Origin of the sequence: Bdellovibrio sp. GT3, from assembly GCF_037996765.1 — a bacterium.
GTDB lineage: Bacteria > Bdellovibrionota > Bdellovibrionia > Bdellovibrionales > Bdellovibrionaceae > Bdellovibrio.
This window is the reverse complement of sequence record NZ_JBBNAD010000006.1, coordinates 202,679-225,610: the sequence shown is the minus strand read 5'-3', so window position 1 is coordinate 225,610 and position 22,932 is coordinate 202,679. Positions and strand designations below refer to the sequence as shown.

Here is a 22,932-nt window from a genome sequence, read left to right as displayed (position 1 = left end):
ATTTTCCTCTCTGAATTCTGAGCAAAACGTGGAGTCAAGACCGACCATTGGAAATCTCTTAGACGAAAACCCCCTGGTGCAAAAAACTTCTCCAGTATCAAGTTGAGATTGCAACCTTTTTTTGTGGGGGTTGGGTCATTTTCAAGCGAAAATTGTCGATAAGGGCTTGGGGGATATGATGCGATTCTTGATGACCACACTCATTGTTGTAGGGCTGCTGTCTGTAGGGCAGTCGGTGCATGCACAGGTAAAACCTGTGACAGGTGCTGCGGACCCTTCTGCAATGGAATTGAAAGCGCGTAAGATCTATGAGCGTCTGACCGGAACAAAACTTCCTGCAGACAGTCCCATTGTTTCTCAAATGGTTGCATTGCTGAACAGAGGCGATGTGATGGGTGCTGCGCAAATCGCGACAGCCGATAACAACTTCCTGAACATCACTGTAAAGTTGATGGCGTTGAAGCTTTCAACTCGTGATGAAACAATCAAAACAGAATTGAATGACATGGTGGCGACCTTTATCGGCGTCACTCGTGATCAGACCGATGCCCGCGAACTATTGACGGGCAATATCTACTACATGGGCAGCGGTGCGAACGTGCGCTCTGATATGGTGGCGGATTTGTTGATCTCCAATAATCACTATATGGATTTGGAAACACAACGCGTGAACCTGGCAACAAATCTGGTGCGCAGAACTGGCCAGCAGATTGCGACCAGTGCGACAACGTCTGTGGCGAATCCGGATCCTGCCGGTGTATTGACGTTGCGTGCATTTATGGGTGCGCATGCCACGGCCGGGACAAACCGTCGTCTTGTTGAATATACTTTCCGTGAATTTATGTGTGTGCCTTTGAATGACTGGGCCGACACGGGCGCTTCTGACGTGCGTATCGGTCGCGATATCGACCGTTTTCCAGGTGGCGACCATATGAAGTTTGCGACGTCCTGCAAAGGGTGTCACACCGTGATGGATGGTTTCCGTGGGGCTTTTGCCAAATGGGATTTTGATGCCTTGGGTATCAAGCATTCAGATGTGAACACGCGTGGTGGTTCTCCGGCGGAGTATCGTATCGCCGCGGATACCAACACAGGTGTTGTGATTAAAATGAATCGCAACAACTCGGTATTCCCATCCGGCTATGTGACCACCAACACTTCCTTTGTTAACAATGCGATCAGAACCAAGAATGCTGATTTCTTTGAGTGGCGCGGTGATGCACTCAGTGGCAATGGCGCAGCCGGTTTCGGCCGCGTGGTTTCGAATTCCCGCCGGTTCAGTCAGTGTATGGCAAAAACAGTGTTTGAAACTGTTTGTCGTAAGACTCTGGACCCTGTCAACGACAAGGCCCGCTTGAAAGAGTGGGGGGATGAGTTCGAACAAAACGGTTACAAGCTAAAAGCATTGTTCGAAAGAATGGCCACTAAAACAGAGTGTTTGAACTAAGGTGAAGGGGGGATTTATGAATAAGAAGTATATCAAGTTTCTATTTTACGTTCTTCCTTCGATGATCTTCGTGACGGTCAGTTTCAATAACTGTGGTCGCTACGGTGAATTGCCGGTGAGTGAGGATTTTTCCTCTACCAGCGGCGGGACAGTTCAGGAAACCGACTCCGAGAAGCTGGGAATTCCTTATGCCCTGCTTTCAGCTGAACAGACCATGGCTTCCATGATGCGTGTGACGAACGTAACTGCGGTGAGCACGGCTTTGTCATCAGAATATAACAATCGCTACGGAGCCCTGGCAGCGGGGAATGACCTAAGCATGGCCAACGGTCCTTTGATGCTAAGTGCGACCAGTCTGGCCGGTGAAGTTTGTAACTCATTGCTGACAACAGAGAAAGCACAGGCGGCAGCGCAACGTGCTTTCTTTGGCAGTGTGAATTTCGCCGCAGGTGTGAGTTCGTTGACCGACGCAGCTTTCGAATCCAGCGTGCGTGGCATGGCTCGCTCTTATTGGGGCAGAAATATCAGCATGGAAGAATTGGCTCTTTTGCAAGGATATAAGACTGAGTTCATAGCGGCCCTGGCAGCAGCGGCGCGTACTCAGGCGGCATCCACGAATGGATTGATGTTGTCGACTTGTGCGGCAATGCTATCCAGTTTCGATGCTATTACGTACTAGTTTTTGATTTAAGTTTTATTAGCAGGACTTCTCTGGGGGGAGAATATGGCAAAAAATAAAAAAGACATCCCTATGTGGGCGCAATCTGGTCATAAGAAACCAGTCAGCCGTCGTGACTTTTTGTCAGCGGGAATGATTCCGTTTGCAGCGCACATGTTTGTGCCAAACTGGATGTCTTTAGTGTTGGGGAATTCCGCTCACGCAGCGACAGCGGCGGAGTGCCCGATTCCAAATTCATTGATTCCCTTTGTGACAGTCAATCTAAGTGGCGGTGCCGCGATGGCCGCGAACTATGTGCCACAGAATGCTGCTCGCCAGCCGATTTCGACCTATAACAAACTGGGTCTGGGAAACAACCAGGTTCCTATCGAGCGCACATTCGGTAATGCGCCGTTTGCCGGCAATGGCATCAGTAAGTTTTTGACCGGGCTTAAAGCCCGAGCTTCAACAACGACCATTTCAAAAACAGCGTTCATCGCGTTTTGTGTGGACTCCCAGAATGATACCAATGCGAACAAGTTTGACGTGTCTGGTGCTATCACCAAGGCCGGGCTTGTTGGTTCCAATTTGCCTAATATGGGCAATCGCAACACGCGCACGGGTATGAATCAGTCTTCGGGCTTTGCCGCGCCACCAGCGCCGTTGGTGGTGAATAACTATACTTCGTTGCTTACTTCGATTGGTTACAGTTCATCATTAAACACCTCGCTGAACGCCTCTCAAAAAGGTTCCTTGGTTAAATTGATGAGCAACCTTACTGAATCTCAAACTCGTAAGATCGCCTCCATTCAGGGCGGCGAAACCGTAAAGACAGTTCTGGATTGTGCGGGTATCAAGAATATTGATGTCCTGGCAAAAGGGAACTCGGCTGTGGATCCACGTTCCAGCGCCAGCGTTGCCAGTGTTTGGGGTATCAATGCCAATACTGCAAATAACAACCGTGAGTTGTTATTTGGTGCGATGGTTTATAACACGCTGCTTGGACAAGCCGGTTCTTCCAATCTTGAAATTGGTGGTTATGACTACCACAACAACACTCGTACTGCGGGTGATGCCAAGGACCTGGACGCTGGTAATGAAGTGGGCCGTATCCTTGAAACTGCCAATGTTCTGGGTAAGCCTGTGATGGTGTTGGTTGTTTCGGATGGCTCTGTGTACAGTGATCCTTCTGAGGACCGTGCGGCACCTTGGGTTGGCGATCGCGGTCATGGTATTGCGTACTTGTTTTATTACGATCCTGCGGGTCGTCCTGCAACAAGTGACTATCAAGTGGGGCACTTCAACAACAACCAGGCTTCTGATCCGACATTTGTGACGGGTTCGAATCCTGAATTGGTGGCAGCAGCGGTATTTGCGAACTGGTGTCAGGCCAATAAACGTATGGATTTGTTTGATCGGGTGGGTGGTCGTATCCTGGATACGAATCAGCTTTCTCAAGTGATCAAAGTCGCCTAAGTGATATTGTATTTGTTCGTTTGCTCGGGGGAGTGATGGGGACTAAGATAGGACAAAAATTATTCTGGGCCGTTGGGGCTGTGGTCACGCTTGTTGCATTCAACAACTGTGGCGAGGGCTTCATCATGAGCAGTGTGTCCGGTGGAAGTGCGTATTTCTCAACTGCCAGCGGGGAAACCTGCGAGGAAGCGATCGTAAAAGTGTATGCAAATACTTTTCATCCCTTCCTGGCACAAACGTGCAGTGGCTGCCATATTACCGATGGTCCGGGTTTGGGTGTCTTTGGTTCTCAAGATGTGAAAACTTCCTATGTGGCCTTTGCGGCGGTAGGTGCTGCGAAAATTTCATCTCAAGCGGTCAACGCTTCCCATAAACCACCTTATACGGGACCTGCGAATCAGGCGCGTATCACTGAAATCAATACTTACTGGTCTGCGGCTCAGGAAAAGTATGCAGAGTGTTTGGTTGAGACCGGTGTGACGGCTCCTTCCAGCGCCGTGAAGTCTGCTTCAGTCACTGTTCCAGCAAATTTGGCGACTACAACTGCTTTCCAAACCATGACATTTGATTTGGCTGCGGCAACTCCGTCCACACCGTTAACGGCGACTATTGAAATCCGCCGTGCTGTGGTGGGTGGTGTGACTCAGGGTTATGAGTTCCGCAATCCATCTTTGCGTTTGAAAAACACCTCGTCCGGAAGTTATCAGGTACAGATGATCACGATCCATGCGAACGATGTTTTGGCTTCTGAAGTAACAACTTATCAAAACGTGAATGCGGTTATTTCAACCACGGCAGCGACAAATCTGTCCGCTGGAACTGCAAATGCGCTTCTGGTGATGACTCCAAATACCACGGATAAAATCGCATTGGAGTTTGCGACTCTGAGATCGACCAGTGCGACGAATCCAACGCCGACTCCAACAGCCACGGCCACGGCGTCGCCAACAGCTTCTCCGACGAATGTGACATTCTCGCAGTTGGTGGCCAGCGGTGGTGTGTTCACGAACAGCTGCGTGTCCTGTCATGCTCCCGGTAAAGCCAGCGGGGGATTGGATTTGACCAATTATGCAGCGGCAAGACTGGCGGCAGCGAATATCAAATCCCGTATGAACAACGCCAACAATCCGATGCCGACAAGTGGAATCTTGGCGGAAGCCCAACGCAATATCGTCAACTCTTGGGTGGATAACGGTGCTCCTCAGTAGGGAGCACTGCAAAATACTCCTTCATATTCCGTGCTTTTGATTTGCGCCTCATGGACAGGAACCCTAAACTGAAGCTCCAATTCGGTTTTGTTCTTCAAATGAGGTTGCAGCGTGATTTTTGTTTTGCCGATATTGTTATTTTTGGGAAGCCTGGTTTCCGAACCTGCGCAAGCGTATCCAGATTTTATTTCTTATGGATACAATACATGCATCACTTGTCATTATAACGGCCAGGGAAATGGACCCTTGACCGATTATGGTCGCGCTCTTTTCGCAACCGAGATCGCGTCCCGTGCTGTTTTTAAATCCACAACAACCGAGGAAGAGATCGCTGCCAGTTCAGGTTTTCTGGGCTCCACGCAACTGCCATGGTGGGTTCGTCCTGGGATTAAATATCGCGGGATCTATTTTCAAAACAATCCAGGTGGCTCTGCTGCCGTCAGTAAGTATATCACGATGCAGGCTGATGCCAATGTCGCTCTTCAGTTGGATCGTGCCGGCAAGTATTTGTTTGTTTTGTCGGGGGGATATCAACCCACGCCGGCGTCTCGCGCCAACATCGAAGATCCTGATAATAAGAACATGATCTCCCGTGAACATTATTTCCGTTGGAAGTACAGCAAGTCGCTTTTCACTTATGTGGGATTGATGGATAAAGTTTTTGGTATCCGTATCGCTGACCACACGGCCTACAGTCGCAATGTCACGGATCTCGCGCAAAACGATCAATCCACAGGGGTGATTACCCAGTATTACGCCGATGGCTGGGAAGTAACGGGGAACTTGTTCGTTGGAAACCTGCTTCAGGAAAAAGAGGACGTCCGGCAAAAAGGGGCGTCGGTCATGTTTGAGTACGACGTCGCTGATCAAAATCGCGTCGGGATATCAGCTCTGGCTTCACGCAACGAATACGTCGAGAAAACCCGAATGGCTGTGCACCAAAAGCTGGGTTTTTCCAAGGGCGACAGTTTGCTGACGGAACTGGGGTTTGTTAAAGACAGCCCTCTTTCCAATCCCAGTGACAAAATGGGTGGCTATTTGATGTTGCGGAATCTGACCCGGATTTCCCGCGGCTACAATATTCTGAGTCAGGTTGAATACTACAATCCAACGCTGTCTGCAGATTCCTCGGATATGTTCAAATGGTCCTTTGGTCTTTTGGCTTTCCCGATGCCACGCATGGAGTTCCGTGCCGGCTTTGTTAATGGACGTACTATCAACGACGACAGTGTCACTCAAGACACGTGGATGCTGCAAAGTCAGCTGCACTTGTCACTGTAGGAGGCGGGTATGAGAAGTATTATTTTGTTACCTCTGATCATTCTGGTTTCTTTAAACTGTCATGCACAAAGATCGGTGACTCGTGTCGTGCCTCCGATGGAAAAGTGGTTGTTGTCGGCGGAGTTTAACTCCTGGGTTGAGAAACTTTCGATAACCGACAATGTCGGCGGCACACAGGAATCCAAAGCGTCCTACTACGGGTTTGGAGTGGGGGTTGAGAAAAACATCTACCACGCGAACTGGGGATGGGGTGTTGGTGGTGGTATTGCCAGCGGCAGTGCTGTGGGGGGCGATAAGAACTCTGGTCTGAATTACTTCGAGGCCCGCGTGCCGTGGATGGCGTTCAGAATCACACCGCGTATCTTTTACCGCTTGGGACCGAAGGTTGATTTGGGGCTGGATTTGTCGACCTACATGAAGAACGTAAATTGGTCTTCCGGATCCAATGGCAATATGACTGTTCAGTCGGGTTCAAAATTAATTTCCGGTGGCTTTGTGGATTTGCGTGCCCGTTTAAGCGAACGCTTTGAATACATTCAGAGCATGGGGATGGTTTACAAGGACGAGACGATGTATTGGAGAATTGGCCTCGCTTACAGAATGTAAGCGAGTTTACATGATACCTAAAATCCAGGTTTCGATTGTTTGAATCTGTGAATTGCTCAAACTGTAAGAAGGCGGCATGTTGCCGGTCGAATTGACGCTGTTGTTTCTGAGCTTGGTATAAATTTGCGAACCTGAAAGATTTCCCGGGGAAACCAATCCCAAAGCAATAAACTGAGCTTCAGAAATATTACCCCAGCTTTGATGGCTGGCCTGAGTGTGGCAAGTGGCGCATTCAGTTCTTAAAATAGCCTGGGCTGCCTGAAAAGCGGGAGTGCCGCCACCACCTTCACCGTAAATGTCAGCGTCGTAGTATGACGAATTGTAGGACTGACCACAGCTCAGTGGTGCCAAGAGTGCCAGTCCAAGTACAATAGTCGTCAGAAAATTAGTTTTCATCTTCAAGCTCATGAATCTATTAAGCCACGACCCTGGCCCTCTGAGAAGTAAACAATGGTCCAAGTCTTGTTTCCAAGCGCATTTTTGTCTCAGTCTGGGGCTTCTTGGTGTGACTCCAATGGTATCAGGAATTGAACTTTCTTTGCTTAAAGAGCGAGGTGTGTTTTTCAGTGAGGAGGATGCCATGGTATTCATCCACAAGAATTCTTTTTTGCCTTTGCAAGCTTGGGTACTCGCCCGATTTGATTTTTTTCCAGCGCAGCCACGAATGGAATGCATCATGTTTCTTACGATCCATCACACAGAGGTTGTCGAGGGCATTGTCGGTTTTGCGACCGTTAATGTGATGAACCACTTCATTGTGATAGAGGCGTCTTCGTAAAAACCGTTTTGCGATAAAACGATGCTCGAATTCGTCATATTTGCGTAAGACAACATACCCACGGGAATCCAGATACTTTTCATTTCGGGGTCTAAATTTATAACCAAGCCAAGCTAGCAGTAGAACCAAACCTGAGCAGCCGACCCACATTGAAACGCGCTGTTGAGACGTCACTAAGAAAGAAATTAGAACAAGTGCAGTAAGTGCGCTGAGGGCATTGCGCAGGATTCGCATAAATTTACGCAGAAGTTTTGCCATACAAGACCTTATCGACAGGAGCTTGTTTGAAATGAAGTGTTTCCTGCGCCTGGATTGGGTAAGGGGTTGGACCAAAGGCGTATGCGAAAGTTCAAACTGTTCGGGCAGGAGAGAAAGGTCTTCCGAATGTGAGGTAAATGAGTAAAATAAGAGAGATGAGACTATTTTCCAGTGCCTTTCTGATGATTGTCGGTTTGTCGTTCGTGGATGCTTCTGCTTGGGCGGCTTCTTTAACCTGTAATAAAAGGCAATCGGCAACGACTTGCATGATCTGCAATTGCTATCACGAAACTCGCGGAGAGAATTTTGACGGAATGGTTGCCGTGAATAAAGTCGTTTTGTCACGGGCGGAAGATGACGCTTTTCCAAGTACGGTTTGTGGAGTTGTTTTTGATGACTCCCAATTCAGTTGGACTCAGGATAATTTAAACAACAACATCAGAGCGACAAAGGATGATGACAAAGACGCCTTGGAGAAATGCAAAAAGGCTGTGAACCTGTCAGTTCGTGAAGGCCCGAATGATGTGATCTATTACTACAATCCAAGTCTGGCTTCTCCAGGTTGGGCACGCAGAATGAAAAAGTGCGGTAAAGTCGACAGTCACGTATTCCTGGTTCCTCGCGAAGACAAATGTCCTCGTAAATTGGGCGCCAATAAAAAGTATACGGATGCACCGGCTGGAAAAACTCCTGCGAAATCCAAAGGAGGACGTCAATAATGAAAACAGTTTTGCTGGGCATTCTATGTGGCGTAAGTTGTTCTGCGGTGGCTGCTCCGATCGCGGTTTCCAAGGACAATGGGGTGGAGATCTCGGTTCAAGACGGGAAGACGAAGATTTCAGTGCCAGCCGAAGCTAAAAAGGCTCTTGCGCAATGGAATCCTGAATTCTTGGTTTTTGATCTGAAGGACTATGGCAGCTCTGTCGTGAGTTTGGTTAAAGAAGTTGAACCCAGTGGTGTACCAATGGCGTTCATCGCGGACTTCGATAATAACGGCGAGAAAGACATTGTTCTTCTGGGTGCAGATTTAAGTCAGCAATATGCCGTGGCACTGACCAAGTCAGGCTCAGGTTGGAAGGCCGTGGAAATCCAGAAATGGAAAATCTCAAATATCGAAAAAACCGTCACTAAAAATGAGAACAAGCAAAAAGAGGTCGGCATCCCGTTATACGTGATTCCAGCCCAGGATGAGCACGCCAAGAAGCTTGGCAAAAGTACCGGTATTCAAATTGAAAGTTATATGGGCACGGCCAGCGTCTATGAAATCAAAGACGGCAAAGCCGAGCAGGTCATTCTTAAGTAGGAATTAGAAATCATTCGCCGAAATTTGGGCTGCGACCTTGTCATCACAGCGGCCCGATCCATCTGCAGGCTTTAACAGACACTCAACTTCCACATCAGTCAAATCATCGCCTCCCAGCGCGCGGGAAGCGGCAGCGGAAAGGTCAATCACCCGGCCGCGTTTGCCGCCACCTTTATCGTTGATACAAACCACCACTGAGCGATCACCACTGGAAACGCGAACCCAGCTGCCCATCGGGTATTGTCGGGAAGCGCTTCGTAGAATGGCTGCGCGAAGTTTTTCCGGTCTCATGACTTCGCCACTGGCGGTGCGTTTGCCCGCGAAGCTATCGCGGCCGCGAATGCCGTAAACGGAAGCCACTCCAGACTCTTTGCCTTTGCAGGAGTTGTAGCCGGGAACTTCCTTGGGCTTTTCGGAAATATGTTTTTTTACGTCGGAGATATCCGTTGTAAACTTCGAAAGAGAGCCCGTGGGCTCGCAGGCCGGTGCTGTCTTACCTTGAGACATCAAGGGGACCATCAGGAAAATCAGAAGTGTGGAGGCAAATTGAATCTTAATCATGTGATTAAGATATTCAAATTAGAGGCCAGGGAAATGCCGACTCCAGTGCATTTGGTGGGGCTTCCAGGGTGATTTGGAAGCCTAACGTATAAATAATTTTAGACAGCTGTCAGGATCTGGACGATCTCACTCGGAGACAGTGGAAATCAGTGCGCTTCGCCGCCACCGCCGCCTTTGACCTTGTCACACAGAAGAATCAAGACAGAACTTGCCACCAGAGCAATAGCCACGAACTTAAAGCAGTCGTTGAAACTTAAAAGGTTCGCTTGTTTGCGAACCAGAACATCCAGTGTGGCGATGGCCTTTTGATGAGCGGTCACGACATCTGCACCACGACTCATGAAAAATCCTTCCAAGTCAGCTATGCGCTGCTGGGTGTTTTTGTGAAACAGACTGACACCTTCAGTTAGCATGGCTGAGTGAAACTTCTCGCGGTGGCTCATCATGGTTCCCAATAGAGCGATCCCCACGGAGCCACCCAGGTTGCGAAGCATATTGAACAATCCGGAAGCGGATCCCACGTCTTGCGGGGCTACAAGGCCCGTCGTGATTGTGGAAAGCGGAATCATCAGCAGCGGTTGCCCCATGGCGCGCACAATTTGCGACCACATCAGCTGGTCATAACCAACATCCGCGGTCATATGGCTGTTCATCAAACAGCTGATGCCGAAAATATTAATACCAATAAAAGCCAACCAGCGCGCATCGACACGCGCCAAAATCTTCGGAACAAAGGGCAGGATCAGCAATTGAGGAATACCAGCCCACATCATCGTGCGACCGATGTCGACGGAGTTGTACCCTTGAATCGTCGCCAGATACAGTGGCAACAGGTAAAGTGCTCCATACATCGCAAGGCCCACGACGAAGTTCACCAGGCAGCCGAAACCGAAATTCTTTTGCATCAGCAAGCGCAGATTGATGAATGGATTTTTGATTTTAAGTTCAATCCACAGGAAAGCTGTCAGGAAAACCAGTGAGGAAATCGCAAGCCAAATAATTGTCGAGGAGTTAAACCAGTCTTTGCGTTCACCTTCCTCCAGAAAGATCGTCAAAGAGGATAAACCGATTGCCATGGTGATAATACCCCAGCGATCGATCTGTTTTAGCAGATCCAGTTGCTTGGGGGCTTTGTCGATACCGAAGTAGATCGCGGCCATCAGGAATGCGCCGGGAATCAGATTCATGTAAAAGACCACGGACCAGTGAAACATTTGGGTCAGGTAGCCACCGACAGTGGGGCCGATCGCTGGAGCAAAGGTCGCAGTGATGGCAAACATCGCCATACCGATATTGCGTTTGCTTGTGGGCATTCTAAGGATGACTTGAAAGGCGAGGGGAATCAGTGCTCCGCCGGTTGCACCTTGCAGGGCGCGGAAGATAATCATCGATTCCAGATTCCACGCCAGACCACAGGCCACGGAAAAGATTAGAAACAGAATCGAAGTCCACGTCAGATAAGTGCGCAGTGAAAACACCCGCGTCAGCCAGCCGCTGATCGGAATGATCACGATTTCTGCGACCAGGTACGAGGTTGAAATCCAGGAGCCCTCTTCAAGCGTGGCTCCCAAACCGCCGGTGATGTCACGGATGGAGGCATTGGTGATTTGAATATCCAGAATGGCCATAAAGGCCCCCAGCACCGCTCCGAAAACGGCCAGCCAGGATTTAAAAGTCATCGGGGGTTCAGTGCTTGAACCATGAGCGATATCGGCAGACATTAGTGAATTCTAACGGAGACTTCTGTGGACATGCCTGAGATCAGCTTATCTTCGTAACCTTTCATATCTTCTTTATCGAAAACTATTTTTACGGGAATACGTTGAACAATCTTAGTGAAGTTTCCTGTCGCATTGTCCGGAGGCAGTAGCGAGAAAGTGGAACCAGAGCCCGGAGCAATACTGTCCAGATGCCCTTTGAAAGTCTTGCCAGGGATGGCGTCGATTTTGATTTCAACATTCTGACCGATTTGGAAATGACGAATCTGACTTTCCTTAAAGTTTGCCTCGATCCATGGTTCATTTTCAATCAGGGCCATCAACGGTTGTCCGGGTTGAACCAATTCACCGGTTTCAACATTTCGTTTACCGATCTTTCCGTCCTCAGGAGCCACGATGGAAGTGTACTCCAACTGCAACTGTGCTTTCTGTAATTCAGCCTCAGTCACGAGTGCATCGGATTGGTATTGATCGAACACCGGGCGTTCGGAAGGTCCCAGGTTGGCAAAACCATTGAAGCGACCCAGGTCACGATGTGATTTCCCGTAGCGAGCTTGAGCGGCCTTCACTTGCACTTCATAATCGCGTTTGTCCAGACGAACCAGGACATCGCCTTTTTTGACGTGCTGATTGTCCTTCACCAGAACTTCCACAACGGTTCCAACAATGCGTGGACTGACGGTGTGCAGGTGAGCTTTAACGAAAGCATCATCGGTGCCTTCAAAAAAGAAAATGTTATAGGTGGTGATGGAAATCAAAATTATTGCAATGAGGCCCGCGAACTTTGCGGTTCGTTGCTGCTTTGGTGTGAGGTTGATTTTTCCAAGAGGACTCTGTTTGATTTTCTCTTTCAGTGGGGTGGGAATTAGTAATCTGGAAAGAGACCGAAACGTTAGATTTGATAAAGGCGTGGTAGCAGAAGACATAAGGACACTCCATTTGGAATGTCCTGAGCTTATCAAAAGTTAAATACTAAGGCAACTAAGCTTCTTTGGTTATTTACAACGGGGGCATAAGTAACCCCCTTAGATTATTGATTTTTTTGAGTATCGCTCAAATTGGAAGCAGCCATAATGGATGGTTTCGCTGGGATTTGGTCAGCGATAAACTCTGCCACGGCGGCAATGGTCAAGGAAGGGTTCGTGCCGGTTGAGGTGGGCAAGATGCTGCCATCAACGACGTAAAGCCCCTCATACCCGTAGACTTCACCACGAGGGCTCACCAGGCCTGAATCAGCGCTGTCACCCATCGGGCAGCCTCCCAGGGGATGAACCGCAATGACCTTATCCAAATGAGTCAGAGGGTTGTCCATAAAAGTTCCGTCCAGGTTTTCCGCGACCTTTTTCATTTCCTCGCGCATGCGATCAAAGTGCAGGTCACTGGTTTTGATGTCCCAGTTAATCACGGTCTGTCCGTCATCACGTAAGGAGACCACGCCGTCAGAACGATCGCGTCCCATACCCAGCAGAACCATCGCTTTGCGGGTGAAAGTGCCGCGATCCAGTGCCGCTGCAAAGTCATCACCCACATTGATTTCAGACTTGTATTTGATGCGCAAAATTTTGCAGGCGTATTTTTTCAAAGTTTTGCATACCAGTGACAGCACACCTGTTATGCCCGTGATCTGCGGAACTTTTCCTGACAGATACCAGGCCATGCCAATCGGGAAGCCCGCGTCCTCCAGATACATTCCGTGAGGGAAACCATCAGGATAGTTTTTCATTGAGTATTTGATGGCACTCGTGATGACCGGGCCATTCGTGGGATCATGGTTGTCTTTGGTATTTAAGACCATTCCCAACAGATCACCATTCCCGCACCATTTCTGTCCCAGCCAGTTGTTCAGTTTCGGTAACAGGCCCTTTTGTTTCATTTTCAACAAAAGCGATGTGGAGCCCACGGAACCCGCAGAGACAATGACTTTGCCGGCGGTTAAAACGATTTCCTGAGAGGGGAATTGCGGGACGTGGAAAGTGATTTTGTAGTGGTCGCCAACTTGTTCAATCTTGCTGACTTCGGCCTGTGTTCGTAAATCCAAAGTGCCTGTGGAATTTTTTAGATTTCTGGCGCGAAAAATATAATTCAGATCCAGGGTGTTTTTTGCGTGAATATTGCAACCCAGGTCGCACTCACCACACTTGTTGCACTTTGATTGAACTGCGCCATGGGAATTCAAGGATTGTTGTCCTGGAAACTCGCCTTCAAAACGGACAGCCAGTGGCGGAAGTTGAAATTCCGCAGGCGTCAGGGAGGCGGGATTCTGCTGCATCTGTTGTGCGGCATTTTTCATGGCCGTGGTCTTCGGAGTGTCCGTGTAATACGGATCGGAGTTGTACGGATAGGGGCGAGCCTCCATCATGGAGATCACTTTATCATAGTAAGGCTCAAGCTTGTTGCGAGTGAAACCACCGGGCCATCCCGCAAAAAGCTCTTCTGGCATGCGGTAAAGAACATTCGCATAAATCAGGCTGCCTCCGCCCAGACCGCTCGCCGTCAACGTCATGACGTCGCTGTCCGGGGTGTCGCGGAATTCCATCAAACCGTATTTGCCATCTTCCGGATCCCAGAACATATTGTCCTGAATCTCATGGGGGCGACGAGGGAATTCGTGCATTTTCCATTGGCGTCCGCGCTCCAGCAGGCAGACGTTGTAGCCTTTTTCAACCAGACGGCAGCTCATCACAGAGCCGCCAAATCCTGAACCAATCACCACGTAGTCGAAATCAAGTTTCATACAGTAAAATCCTTATGCGACACAAATTTGATATCTGGGAAGAACATCGTGCAAAACTGTAAAGCGATAAAACAGCAAAGCATCATGCATCAGCTTCCAGTTGGACTTTAAAAACTCTTCCTTATACGGAACATTTAACAGCTCCAGGTCGGAGTTGAAGTCAAAGTCATCATTGGTTTCGATGTCTTCAAAGGCTTCACTCAGCCAGCCATCTTTGCCTTCAACAGAGTAGTTCCAGGTGTCCGTGCCAAATTGAAAGGTGCCGCATTGAATATGCTCGCGCCATTTTTGCAGGCGTTCCTCGCCCTCTTCGTTATCGATTGTCTGAATCAGCTCTTTTAGTTTTTTCAGATCTTCATCGAAAATTTTCACCACAGGCAGACCGTGGGTTTTGCGGACTTCCTGATAAAAGGCCAACACGTGGTGAATCGCCTGCATATAGTCGGAAGGGTTGTCGCGCTGAATGGTGCGGCCCTGCCAGTCCTGGTAGCTCCAGCGTAAGTAGGGCAGATCAGGGTACGACAAGACCGTGCCATGGCCGATGGGATTGTATTCACCCACAAAGAATGAAAGAACCCAATCGTACATGCGACGGAATGGGTTTCTGCGATAGAACTTCTTGCGGTAGTTCATCATGTCAGCATCCAGGGCGCCTTCGCCGTCATAGATCTCGCTGACTTTATTCAGTTCGTGAGTGATACCAGCAAACCCTTGGTGAGCCCAAGTGTCCACGAAGGCGTGGGTTGTTACGCCCAGCAGATGATAGCCAAAGGGTTTATTGAAATTGGTCACACAACTGTGGACGACATCCTGGGCAATTTTACTATTCGGACGACACACCAGCTTCTGCGCCAAGGAGTCGATACCTTGATCGCGGACTTCATTGCCGGGAATAAAGTGAAAGGGAATCCACACATGATGGTTTGCCAGTTCTTTGAAGTTTCGGTAGTCCAGCATCTTGTGGGCGCTGGCGCGAAATTCATAAACAGAGCGGTTTTCAAAAAAAATAGTACCGGAGTTCACCGCATCGTCAACATACTGTGAGCTGCTGGCGATGGTGTTGGCCTCATAAGGGGAAAATCCACTCATGCGCGCAAGTACATAGGTCACACCCAGATGAAAATCGATTTGCATATCAGACCCTTTGCTTGTTCAGGAATGCCAAAAGTTTAGGGAAGACTTCGATGTGCGCGTACTGCCCCATGAAGGTGTCCTGATGTCCATAACCGGGGACCTCCAGATATTCGACATGCGCGGCATTCTTGCTATTTTTCAATGCCTCGTAGGTCATTTTGTTTGAGCCCGGGAAGATGTTGTTGTCTGAACCACTAAGGAACAGAGTCGGAGGCAGAGTTCCTTTTTGGCTTTCCTCCAGATAGTTTTTGGACTTATCAAAAGATACAGAGGCCTTTGCGAAAAGCATTTTTCTGATGTGACGGTAGTAATGAAAGCTGGTGCCGCCGAATAAATCCTTCAGACGACGGTGCGTGGTCGGGTGAATGTTGCGATGAACGTAGGCCGCTGGATACCCCCAGCCCCACATAAAGCTCACCAGGTGACATGCAGGTTCTTTACACTCGTGACGGATGCCACGTTCCATCCAATAAAGCCATTTTCCAAAACCGGGCCCCGGAAAGTAAGCCATGCGGGGACTGATGTAAGCATAACCAAAAACATATTCCAGCAAGTCGGGACCGAAAAGCATTTTGATAAATGCCTGCCAGCGCACTTTGGGAGTCAGCGAAACACTGTTTGAAATGACACTGGTGATGCCTTTGACATGACCGGCAGCCAAGGAAGCCATAAAGGAAATGGAGCCCACACAGTGGCAGACCACGTGGATTTTTACGTCTTCACCACATTGTTTGCGAATGAAATCCACTGCTGTGGGGATGTCGTTTTTGGCAATGTCATCCAGATTATAGCGATGAGGTCCCAGATTGTAAGTGAAGCGGCCGCTGCCACGCCAGTCCAGGGACCACACATCGGTGTATCCGTTGCTGTGCAGGTAGTTCACAAAATTTTGGTGCTCGGGCATGATGAACATGTCAGTGGAGGTGGTTAATCCATGAAGCAGCAAAATAACGTTTTTGGTTTCTTTGGCTTTGAAGCGCTGAATTGAAATCGTCAAACCATCCGGAGTGTCCAGAGGATAAAGAGTCTTTTCGCCAATGGCGACACCCTGGGTGGTGTGCATGGGATAAAAGTGTTCATTCCAACGAGCTGTGGTGGTTGTGAACACAAACGGCGCATAGGACTGCCAAAGATTTTTCGCAAAGACATTCAGAAACTTGGCAACCGCCTCCTGTTCCTGAATTTGCGTTGGAGCGTTGCTTTTGAATGTGGTCAATTGCTTGATAAAGTCGCTGACGGATATGTGCAAAATACCAACGCCGCTGACATTCTTGGTTTCGCCCGGATTGTAGGCAGAGTGGCCTTCATAAAGGTAGTAATACAGTGTCGTTGTCTGTGACCACATCTCGAAGGAGTCTTCTTTAATGACTTCCTTAAAACCAAAGAACGTCCATGGCTTCCCCTGAGGATCACGCAGGAAAAGCGTGTAGTGCATTTCTTTAGCGGTATCCAGGGCGGAGCTTGCTTCCGGTCGCACAAAAAGATTGAACAGACCTTTTTCAATCTTAAAATCCGTGATTTCTCCCACGGCATCAGCCTCTAACTGCGGATCGACGATGAAAGAATCCAAATCAGAAACTTGGATGGTGAGGGTGAATTCAAATGGGACTCGGGAAGGTGACTCCACCAGGTTTTCAAAATCCGATTTTTTAAGTGGGCTGTTGGTGGAAAGGGCAAATGGTTTTGAAATATAGTGGCCAGCCATTCGCTCGGTGAACTCGAGTGAGGTTCTTGAAGAGGTCATTGAATTCCTTTTGTTTAACAAAGGATAGGTGGATTGAAAAAGGCAGTAAATAAACAACAGTCAATGCAGACCAAGGAGCGGTGGGCGGAAAACCCAATAAAAAGGACGCATTAGAGTCGCGAGACTTAGGTCGCGGAGGTGGTCTCATGTTGAGACAACAAATATTAAAACTTTGTATGACTCTCCCGCACAAATGTCCTTCTGCCGATATATAAACAGAAAAGAATTGGAAATACAGCCAGAATGTTCGAGTTCAAGATCACAGCTGAGGAAGCTCAACAAAAACGACTCTTTTATCTGAAGATGATCTACGTCATCTGTTTGCTAATATCCAGCGTCTATCTGCTTAAATTCAATTTCGAATATCACGTTTCCACCTATAACGGGATGCTGTTCACTTTGTGGATTGCGACAGCGATTTTGCCACCTTTGTTTCTGTACTATTTCAAAAGTTATACGGCGGCGGCACTGACTTGTGTGGGGCTTGCTTCGGGTCTATTGATATATCTTTTGTATCTATCCGGAGGCGTTGAGGCACCCGGGATCTTTTGGCTTGCGGCCGTTCCGTTGGTGTCAGGGGTATTGTTAAAGGTGCGAGGCGCCGTTTACGGTTATTTTTCTGTGTTTGTGGCGATGATCTGGTTTTGGATTTTGAAAATGCAGGGTGGGGGTGTGAATATCATCGCCACCCATGGTGACTACGACTTTGAGAAAAGTTTCAATGTTTGCACCTTTCTGATTTTTGCCGGCATAACCACTCATTTATATATCAAAGGCGAACAGAAATTCACGACAAGACTGCAGGAAAAACACTGGGACGTTGAAAACCTTTTGCGGGTTCTTTTGCATGACGTGGCAAACACGTTGTCAGCCATGACTTACAATCTGATCAAGGTGCGCGAAGACCAGGAACAAGCAGCTCCCATGGTTTTGGAACTGGATAAGATGGAGCGGGCTGTGAATGACATCAACAACCTATTGAACCAGGTGCGCCATTTGAAATCCGTCAAGGATGGAAAAGCCATGATGCCATTAAACCCAGTATCCATTGCCATTGTTTTGAATGAGGTGATGGAGAAGTCAGAAACTCTGGCCACGCAAAAAGGGATTAAAATCGCCCTTGATTTGACTCGCGATAAAATGGTCGTGAATAGTGAAAAGACGATTCTAAGCAATGTGGTATTGGCAAATCTGATTAATAACGCAGTTAAATTTTCTCTTCCAGGGGAGCGCATTGATTTGCGGGCCTATTCTCAAGAAACCATGGCCGTCATAGAAATTCAGGACTACGGCATTGGTATGCCGGAAACGCTGCTGAACAAAATCTTCAGTCTGGACACGGCCACCACGCGCACGGGAACGCAAGGGGAGAAAGGCACCGGTTATGGGATGCCTTTGGTTAAAGAGTATCTGACGATGATGGGGGGAAGTATCATGATCACCTCCCAGGAAGAACATGTGCCCGCTCATCCAAGGGGCACAAAGGTTGTTCTAAAAATTCCGCTAACTCCAATAAGCTAATCCCTAAAGATTCGCCCACTTGTTTGCAAAAATATATTTAAACGTAAATTGCACGCGATAGTCCTCGCCACGGTCGCCGTCTTTATCCTCACGCAATCCATACAGGAACTCCGCTCCCATCAAGACATTTTTGTCAGGCGTATAGAGCATATTCACGGAGGAGTACTCGCCAAACTTATAAGCGTCTGCTGCCTGATAATTGGTGTTTGTGACTTCGGTTTTGGAAAAACCAATTGATGATGACCAGATCTCGCTCCAACGATGATCAAAGTAGGCCACCCATCCTAATAGTGGAACAGCTTTCGCCTGCAAGTCACCCGGTGGGCCGTCGGCTGCGAGGTCGGTGCCGCCGTCATTCATATAATTTGCAATACCATCGCCATAGACTGCAGATAGAATCAATTTGTCTGCAGAGCCAATCACGTAAGACGTGGAGAGATTAACACCCCAACCCATCTTGTGGTCTTTAGGATCCGCGTTGGCAGCGCCCGGAGAATCAAACCCCAGGTAACGAACTATTCCTGATACATTCAGGTGACCCCATTCCGGACTGTAGCGATATTTCGCAGAAAGATCCGGATATTTGTTATCCATAGTGACGGCACCCAACGAAGCATCCAGGTCGGCGCAAGGGTTCTCAAGCGCCACGGAAACAGTGGTTGTTCCAGTGATCGGAGTGTATCTGATTTGTGGAGTACGAATAAAGACCATACCTGTTGGCCCCCAATAATCCACGACATTGGGAAAGCCATCAACATCCATAAAGTTTGACCAAGTTTGGCCCACAAGTACTGTGCCCCATTCGCCATAGGCGTGACGCAAGCGAGGCGTCACTTTGCCGGCATCTTTTCCGACGCCAAAGAAATCGAATTCAATACGTGATTTTAAGTTGTCTCCGGAAACAGGGGTGTTGCCTTGAACTCCCAAGCGAGTTTGACGGGGACTTAATATCGCCTGTCCATCACTGCCATACTGGTTGTCCTGAGTGGGAATTTTTGAAGGTCTTAGAGTGCTGATCCAATCGGGATCTGTTCTTTTGAAATCCTGCACATAGTCCAATTGGGCAAATCCATAGACTTCAAAATCTGCATAAGCAGAGTTTGCCATCACAAGACCTAATATAAGTGTTCCTACAGACTTCTTCATGACTGTCGTCCCCCAAAGTATGAGTTGTATGCTTGGTGGTAAAATTCAAAAACTTCAGCCAAATGACAAGAATCAAGGTTGTAATGTGGTGTTTGGCAAATTGCCTGCGGGCGAAAAGCAGTGTACAAGTATCCACATGCTCTCATCCTCTGCTCTTTCTGATTTCAAAAAGCTTATTTCCGCTCGTTTTCTATTCACCCTGGCCGTGCAAATGCAGGCGGTCGTGGTGGGGTGGAGAATTTACGAGCTCACCAATGATCCCTTGTCTCTGGGACTGGTGGGCCTAGCCGAAGCGATTCCTGCGCTAAGTTTGGCGCTATACGCTGGATACGTTGTGGATCGCTCTCGTCCGATTAAAGTTTACCGCTGGGTTTTGGAAGGCAGCTTGTTGGCATCAGGGATTTTGCTGACGGCCTCATTGTTCGGTGATCAATGGAGCACGGGAATGCATATCTTTGCACTGTATTTGTCTTCGGTATGTTCCGGAGCGGCCCGTGCATTTTCTCAGCCCTCGATGTATGCGATTCTTCCCAAGATGACCAAGCGAGATGGTTTGTCCAAGGCTTTGGCGTGGATGAGTACTGCCATGCAAGTGGCGCGGGTCTCGGGACCGGCATTGGGCGGTTTGATTTTTGGTTTCATGGGAATGAAGGTTTCTTTCGGAGTAATTTTTGTTCTGCTTTTGGGGGCGCTGGCTGCCACCTACGGAATTAAAATGAAAATCGAAGCCCCCGCCCTGGATGGGGAGCCCCGCGCGATGGTGGAGGAATTGAAATCCGGTGTGAAGTTTGTATTCGGCCATCCGATTTTATTACCGGCCTTAACCCTGGATATGATTTCAGTCCTCTTCGGCGGAGTGACGGCCTTGTTACCGATCTATGCGAAAGAAATTCTGGAGATCGGACCACGGGGCTTGGGTATCCTAAGAGCCGCACCCGCGGTGGGCGCGATGGTGATGGGATTTATTCTAACTCGCTTCGCAATCCGTAAAAACGCGGGCAGGTATTTGCTAAGTGCGGTGTTTGGATTTGGATTAAGCATTTTGGTTTTTGCTGTCAGCAAGGACTTCTATCTGTCTATTTTCGCGCTGATATTCAGTGGCGTGTTTGACAGTGTCAGTGTCGTGATTCGCAGCACCGCCGTTCAGTTGGCGTCGCCGGATCACATGCGCGGTCGCATCTCTTCGGTGAATTCGATGTTCATTGGCTCTTCCAACGAAGTCGGGGAGTTTGAATCCGGAGTTGCCGCCAAATTCCTGGGGACGGTTCCGGCTGCCTGTTTTGGGGCGGTGATGTGTCTGCTGACGGTGGGATTTGTGAGCTGGAAATTCCCGGCGCTTCGAAAAATGGATATGGATAAAGTCGCACCGTAATCACTGAAGTGCAGGGCGCTTGTCAGGAATCAAATTGCAGCTTCTGACTATCGCACTACACTTTATGCATGCTTAAAACTGCACTCGTTAACATTGATGTCGATAATATTGAAAAAGCCATTCTCTTCTACACGGAAGGGTTGGGTTTGCGGTTGGGCCGTAGGTTTGATGCTGAATTCGTGGAGCTCTTGGGGCTTCCATGTCCTGTGTACCTCCTTCAGAATCAGGCGGGGACATTGCCATTTCCAACCGCCCGGGAGGGGAGAAGTTACTCCCGCCACTGGAGTCCTGTTCATCTGGATTTTGTCGTCGATAATATCGAGCTCGCCTCCCAAAGGGTTCTGGCCCACGGGGCCCGGATTGAAAGTGATACCAAGGAAGAGCCTTATGGCAAATTGGCGATGTTTTCAGATCCCTTCGGTCATGGGTTTTGTCTGATTGAATTCAACGAACAAGGATATGGCGCCCTTACTTAGGTTTTTGCGCTAAATACATAGTGGGCCTTTGGGAATTGCACTAACTCCTGATCAGTAATATAAGAATAGGCAGTCGACAATCAAAGGTGCCCCATGAAGCTAGCGGATATTATCAAAGTTATCGCCCAAGAACTTGGTTCTTCGGATCTGAATGAAATTAACAAACTTTTGAAAAAAGAGCCGGGGATTAAGTTCCGTATCACAGGCAAAGCATTAGGCCATTTTGGTTTCACCGGACAAATTAAAGGTCTTTCAGAAGAGGGTTTGAAAGCCTTCATGGCAAATAAAGTGTCCTTGATTCGTTTGGAAGATATCGAAACGTTTGGTAAAGCCAAGCCTCGTGAAGAACGCCCGGTAAGAACTGCTCCAAAGGCAGAGAAGACCCCTGCAGCAAAACCTGCTGCGGTTAAGAAACCAAAAGCAGTTGCCAAGCCCGCGGATGCTGAGCTTGAAGATGACACTGACTTTGACGATGATTTTGGTGACGAGGACTTGCGCCCCAAAAAAATGAAAAAGGGTCAGCCCAAGGCCGCTGGCAAAAGTGGCAGCCGTTTTATCCCGACCTCTAAAAAGTAGTTACCTGGTTTATTAAACCTTAAATAGGTCCATATTGAAGGCGACAAGAATCTGCGATTCGCTTTTTTCCACACGCTTTGAGATCTTGGAAATTTGCAGCACCAGCTCCTTGCGCAGCTCGAAGTAGTCTTCTTTAGAAAGCGTCATCGGTGCGGAAAAGAAGAAATCGTCTTCCTGTTTTTCAACCATGGCTTCCAGTGCTTTCACATGCCAATTGGAAAGATGTTTGTCAGAAAGGGGGGATTCCTTTTCAATAAAAGTAGCCTTCGGTCCGACTTCAATTTTTCCTGAAACTTGTTTGCAAAGTCCTACTTCGATCAGCCAGTTTGTGACATCCGCAATTCGAGCGCGCGAGACACCCAGGTAGCTTGCGATACTTTCCACGGTTTGTGTGGCAGGGATGGCGGTTAATCCATGCACAGCTGTGTAGATCCAGCTTGAATAAAAGACCGCCTGTTGATCTGGCGATAAATCTTTTTCTTTTTGGACGTGGCTTTTTACTTTAAAAGCTTCTTTTCTGGCTTGTTCGAGTTGTTTTTCCAAGAAATCTTTAAGCTTCTGACTTCCAGCTCGTTCTTTGCGAATTAATTGAAGCAAAAAAGATGTTTCCGAATAGTTCAGGCTAAAGAAGTTTGCCAAAAGAATTCCCTGCTCCTCAGTGAAATCCTTTTTTCCCGACAGAACCTGGCTGATGAGGGTTTGATTGACATCGAGATGATCTGCCAGCTTTCCCAGTTGGCCATATCCTCGGTTGGGCATATTTTCAATGCGCGCGCGAACGAGGTCTCGATAGTTTTGAGCGTTAAATACTTCCATAGGCCCCACATTTAATTTTACTGCTTGGTAAAGACTTTCTTAACTTATTTACTAAATTGGTATAGCCATGGTCAAGAGGGTAGGCTATCTCTCTTCCCATTGAAGAGTAAAGCTTTCAC

The 22,932-nt window shown here is 48.3% G+C and carries 22 protein-coding genes; 12 read left to right on the top strand and 10 right to left on the bottom strand.

Annotated features, from left to right (window positions below; translation table 11 throughout):
- Positions 1-175 precede the first annotated feature (175 nt).
- The 6 genes from AAAA73_RS16435 to AAAA73_RS16410 all read left to right on the top strand — a co-directional run bounded on the left by AAAA73_RS16435 (position 176) and on the right by AAAA73_RS16410 (position 6,676).
- Positions 176-1,447: a hypothetical protein gene (locus tag AAAA73_RS16435; RefSeq protein WP_340599582.1), complete on the top strand. Its 1,272-nt coding sequence runs from the start codon at positions 176-178 to the stop codon at positions 1,445-1,447.
- A 16-nt stretch (positions 1,448-1,463) separates the two neighbouring features.
- Positions 1,464-2,126, top strand: coding sequence for a hypothetical protein (locus AAAA73_RS16430; RefSeq protein WP_340599581.1), 663 nt, complete (start codon positions 1,464-1,466; stop codon positions 2,124-2,126).
- Positions 2,127-2,171: 45 nt separating this feature from the next.
- Positions 2,172-3,581: a hypothetical protein gene (locus tag AAAA73_RS16425; protein WP_340599580.1), complete on the top strand. Its 1,410-nt coding sequence runs from the start codon at positions 2,172-2,174 to the stop codon at positions 3,579-3,581.
- Between the two features lie 35 nt (positions 3,582-3,616).
- Positions 3,617-4,789 (top strand): hypothetical protein, encoded by a 1,173-nt coding sequence (locus AAAA73_RS16420; RefSeq protein ID WP_340599579.1) that lies wholly within the window; start codon positions 3,617-3,619, stop codon positions 4,787-4,789.
- 111 nt (positions 4,790-4,900) lie between these two features.
- Positions 4,901-6,070, top strand: coding sequence for a hypothetical protein (locus AAAA73_RS16415; RefSeq protein ID WP_340599578.1), 1,170 nt, complete (start codon positions 4,901-4,903; stop codon positions 6,068-6,070).
- Between the two features lie 9 nt (positions 6,071-6,079).
- Complete coding sequence (locus tag AAAA73_RS16410) at positions 6,080-6,676, top strand: hypothetical protein (protein WP_340599577.1); 597 nt, start codon at positions 6,080-6,082, stop codon at positions 6,674-6,676.
- Between the two features lie 6 nt (positions 6,677-6,682).
- Here AAAA73_RS16410 and AAAA73_RS16405 read toward each other — a convergent pair whose 3' ends face one another.
- Both AAAA73_RS16405 and AAAA73_RS16400 read right to left on the bottom strand, forming a co-directional pair.
- Positions 6,683-7,072, bottom strand: coding sequence for a hypothetical protein (locus tag AAAA73_RS16405; protein ID WP_340599576.1), 390 nt, complete (start codon positions 7,070-7,072; stop codon positions 6,683-6,685).
- 124 nt (positions 7,073-7,196) lie between these two features.
- Positions 7,197-7,712 carry an HNH endonuclease gene (locus AAAA73_RS16400; protein WP_340599575.1) on the bottom strand — a complete coding sequence of 172 codons (516 nt, stop codon included), beginning with the start codon at positions 7,710-7,712 and terminating at the stop codon, positions 7,197-7,199.
- Positions 7,713-7,867: 155 nt separating this feature from the next.
- Between AAAA73_RS16400 and AAAA73_RS16395 the strand changes: the two genes are divergently transcribed.
- The gene (locus tag AAAA73_RS16395) at positions 7,868-8,431 is read left to right on the top strand and encodes a cell wall hydrolase (RefSeq protein WP_340599574.1); all 564 of its coding nucleotides are present in this window, start codon (positions 7,868-7,870) and stop codon (positions 8,429-8,431) included.
- Entirely contained in the window at positions 8,431-9,015 is a 585-nt protein-coding gene (locus AAAA73_RS16390; protein WP_340599573.1) for a hypothetical protein, read from the top strand. The genes AAAA73_RS16395 and AAAA73_RS16390 overlap by 1 nt, the downstream gene beginning before the upstream one ends.
- A 3-nt stretch (positions 9,016-9,018) precedes the next feature.
- Here AAAA73_RS16390 and AAAA73_RS16385 read toward each other — a convergent pair whose 3' ends face one another.
- The 6 genes from AAAA73_RS16385 to AAAA73_RS16360 all read right to left on the bottom strand — a co-directional run bounded on the left by AAAA73_RS16385 (position 9,019) and on the right by AAAA73_RS16360 (position 16,906).
- Positions 9,019-9,576, bottom strand: a complete 558-nt coding sequence (locus AAAA73_RS16385) for a septal ring lytic transglycosylase RlpA family protein (RefSeq protein ID WP_340599572.1) — start codon at positions 9,574-9,576, stop codon at positions 9,019-9,021.
- Between the two features lie 146 nt (positions 9,577-9,722).
- Positions 9,723-11,297 (bottom strand): DHA2 family efflux MFS transporter permease subunit, encoded by a 1,575-nt coding sequence (locus AAAA73_RS16380; RefSeq protein ID WP_340599571.1) that lies wholly within the window; start codon positions 11,295-11,297, stop codon positions 9,723-9,725.
- On the bottom strand, positions 11,297-12,220 hold the full coding sequence (locus tag AAAA73_RS16375) for an HlyD family secretion protein (protein WP_340599570.1): 924 nt from the start codon (positions 12,218-12,220) through the stop codon (positions 11,297-11,299). Before AAAA73_RS16375 ends, AAAA73_RS16380 begins: the two co-directional genes overlap by 1 nt.
- 104 nt (positions 12,221-12,324) lie before the next feature.
- Positions 12,325-14,028 (bottom strand): GMC family oxidoreductase, encoded by a 1,704-nt coding sequence (locus AAAA73_RS16370; RefSeq protein ID WP_340599569.1) that lies wholly within the window; start codon positions 14,026-14,028, stop codon positions 12,325-12,327.
- A gap of 12 nt (positions 14,029-14,040) precedes the next feature.
- Positions 14,041-15,162: a DUF6765 family protein gene (locus AAAA73_RS16365; protein ID WP_340599568.1), complete on the bottom strand. Its 1,122-nt coding sequence runs from the start codon at positions 15,160-15,162 to the stop codon at positions 14,041-14,043.
- Between the two features lies 1 nt (position 15,163).
- Positions 15,164-16,906, bottom strand: coding sequence for an alpha/beta hydrolase (locus AAAA73_RS16360; protein WP_340599567.1), 1,743 nt, complete (start codon positions 16,904-16,906; stop codon positions 15,164-15,166).
- Positions 16,907-17,149: 243 nt separating this feature from the next.
- Here AAAA73_RS16360 and AAAA73_RS16355 point away from each other — a divergent pair, with 243 nt between their 5' ends.
- The gene (locus tag AAAA73_RS16355; protein WP_340599566.1) at positions 17,150-18,427 is read left to right on the top strand and encodes a sensor histidine kinase; all 1,278 of its coding nucleotides are present in this window, start codon (positions 17,150-17,152) and stop codon (positions 18,425-18,427) included.
- Positions 18,428-18,430: 3 nt separating this feature from the next.
- Here the strand turns inward: AAAA73_RS16355 and AAAA73_RS16350 are convergent, their stop codons facing one another.
- A complete protein-coding gene (locus AAAA73_RS16350; protein WP_340599565.1) occupies positions 18,431-19,573 on the bottom strand; it encodes a DcaP family trimeric outer membrane transporter in 1,143 nt (380 codons plus the stop codon).
- A 28-nt stretch (positions 19,574-19,601) separates the two neighbouring features.
- Between AAAA73_RS16350 and AAAA73_RS16345 the strand changes: the two genes are divergently transcribed.
- The 3 genes from AAAA73_RS16345 (at position 19,602) to AAAA73_RS16335 (ending at position 21,997) form a co-directional block, all read left to right on the top strand.
- Entirely contained in the window at positions 19,602-20,945 is a 1,344-nt protein-coding gene (locus tag AAAA73_RS16345; RefSeq protein WP_340599564.1) for an MFS transporter, read from the top strand.
- Between the two features lie 68 nt (positions 20,946-21,013).
- Complete coding sequence (locus tag AAAA73_RS16340) at positions 21,014-21,421, top strand: VOC family protein (protein ID WP_340599563.1); 408 nt, start codon at positions 21,014-21,016, stop codon at positions 21,419-21,421.
- 93 nt (positions 21,422-21,514) lie between these two features.
- Positions 21,515-21,997: a hypothetical protein gene (locus tag AAAA73_RS16335; RefSeq protein WP_340599562.1), complete on the top strand. Its 483-nt coding sequence runs from the start codon at positions 21,515-21,517 to the stop codon at positions 21,995-21,997.
- Between the two features lie 12 nt (positions 21,998-22,009).
- Here AAAA73_RS16335 and AAAA73_RS16330 read toward each other — a convergent pair whose 3' ends face one another.
- Complete coding sequence (locus AAAA73_RS16330; RefSeq protein ID WP_340599561.1) at positions 22,010-22,813, bottom strand: DUF4423 domain-containing protein; 804 nt, start codon at positions 22,811-22,813, stop codon at positions 22,010-22,012.
- Positions 22,814-22,932 lie beyond the last annotated feature (119 nt).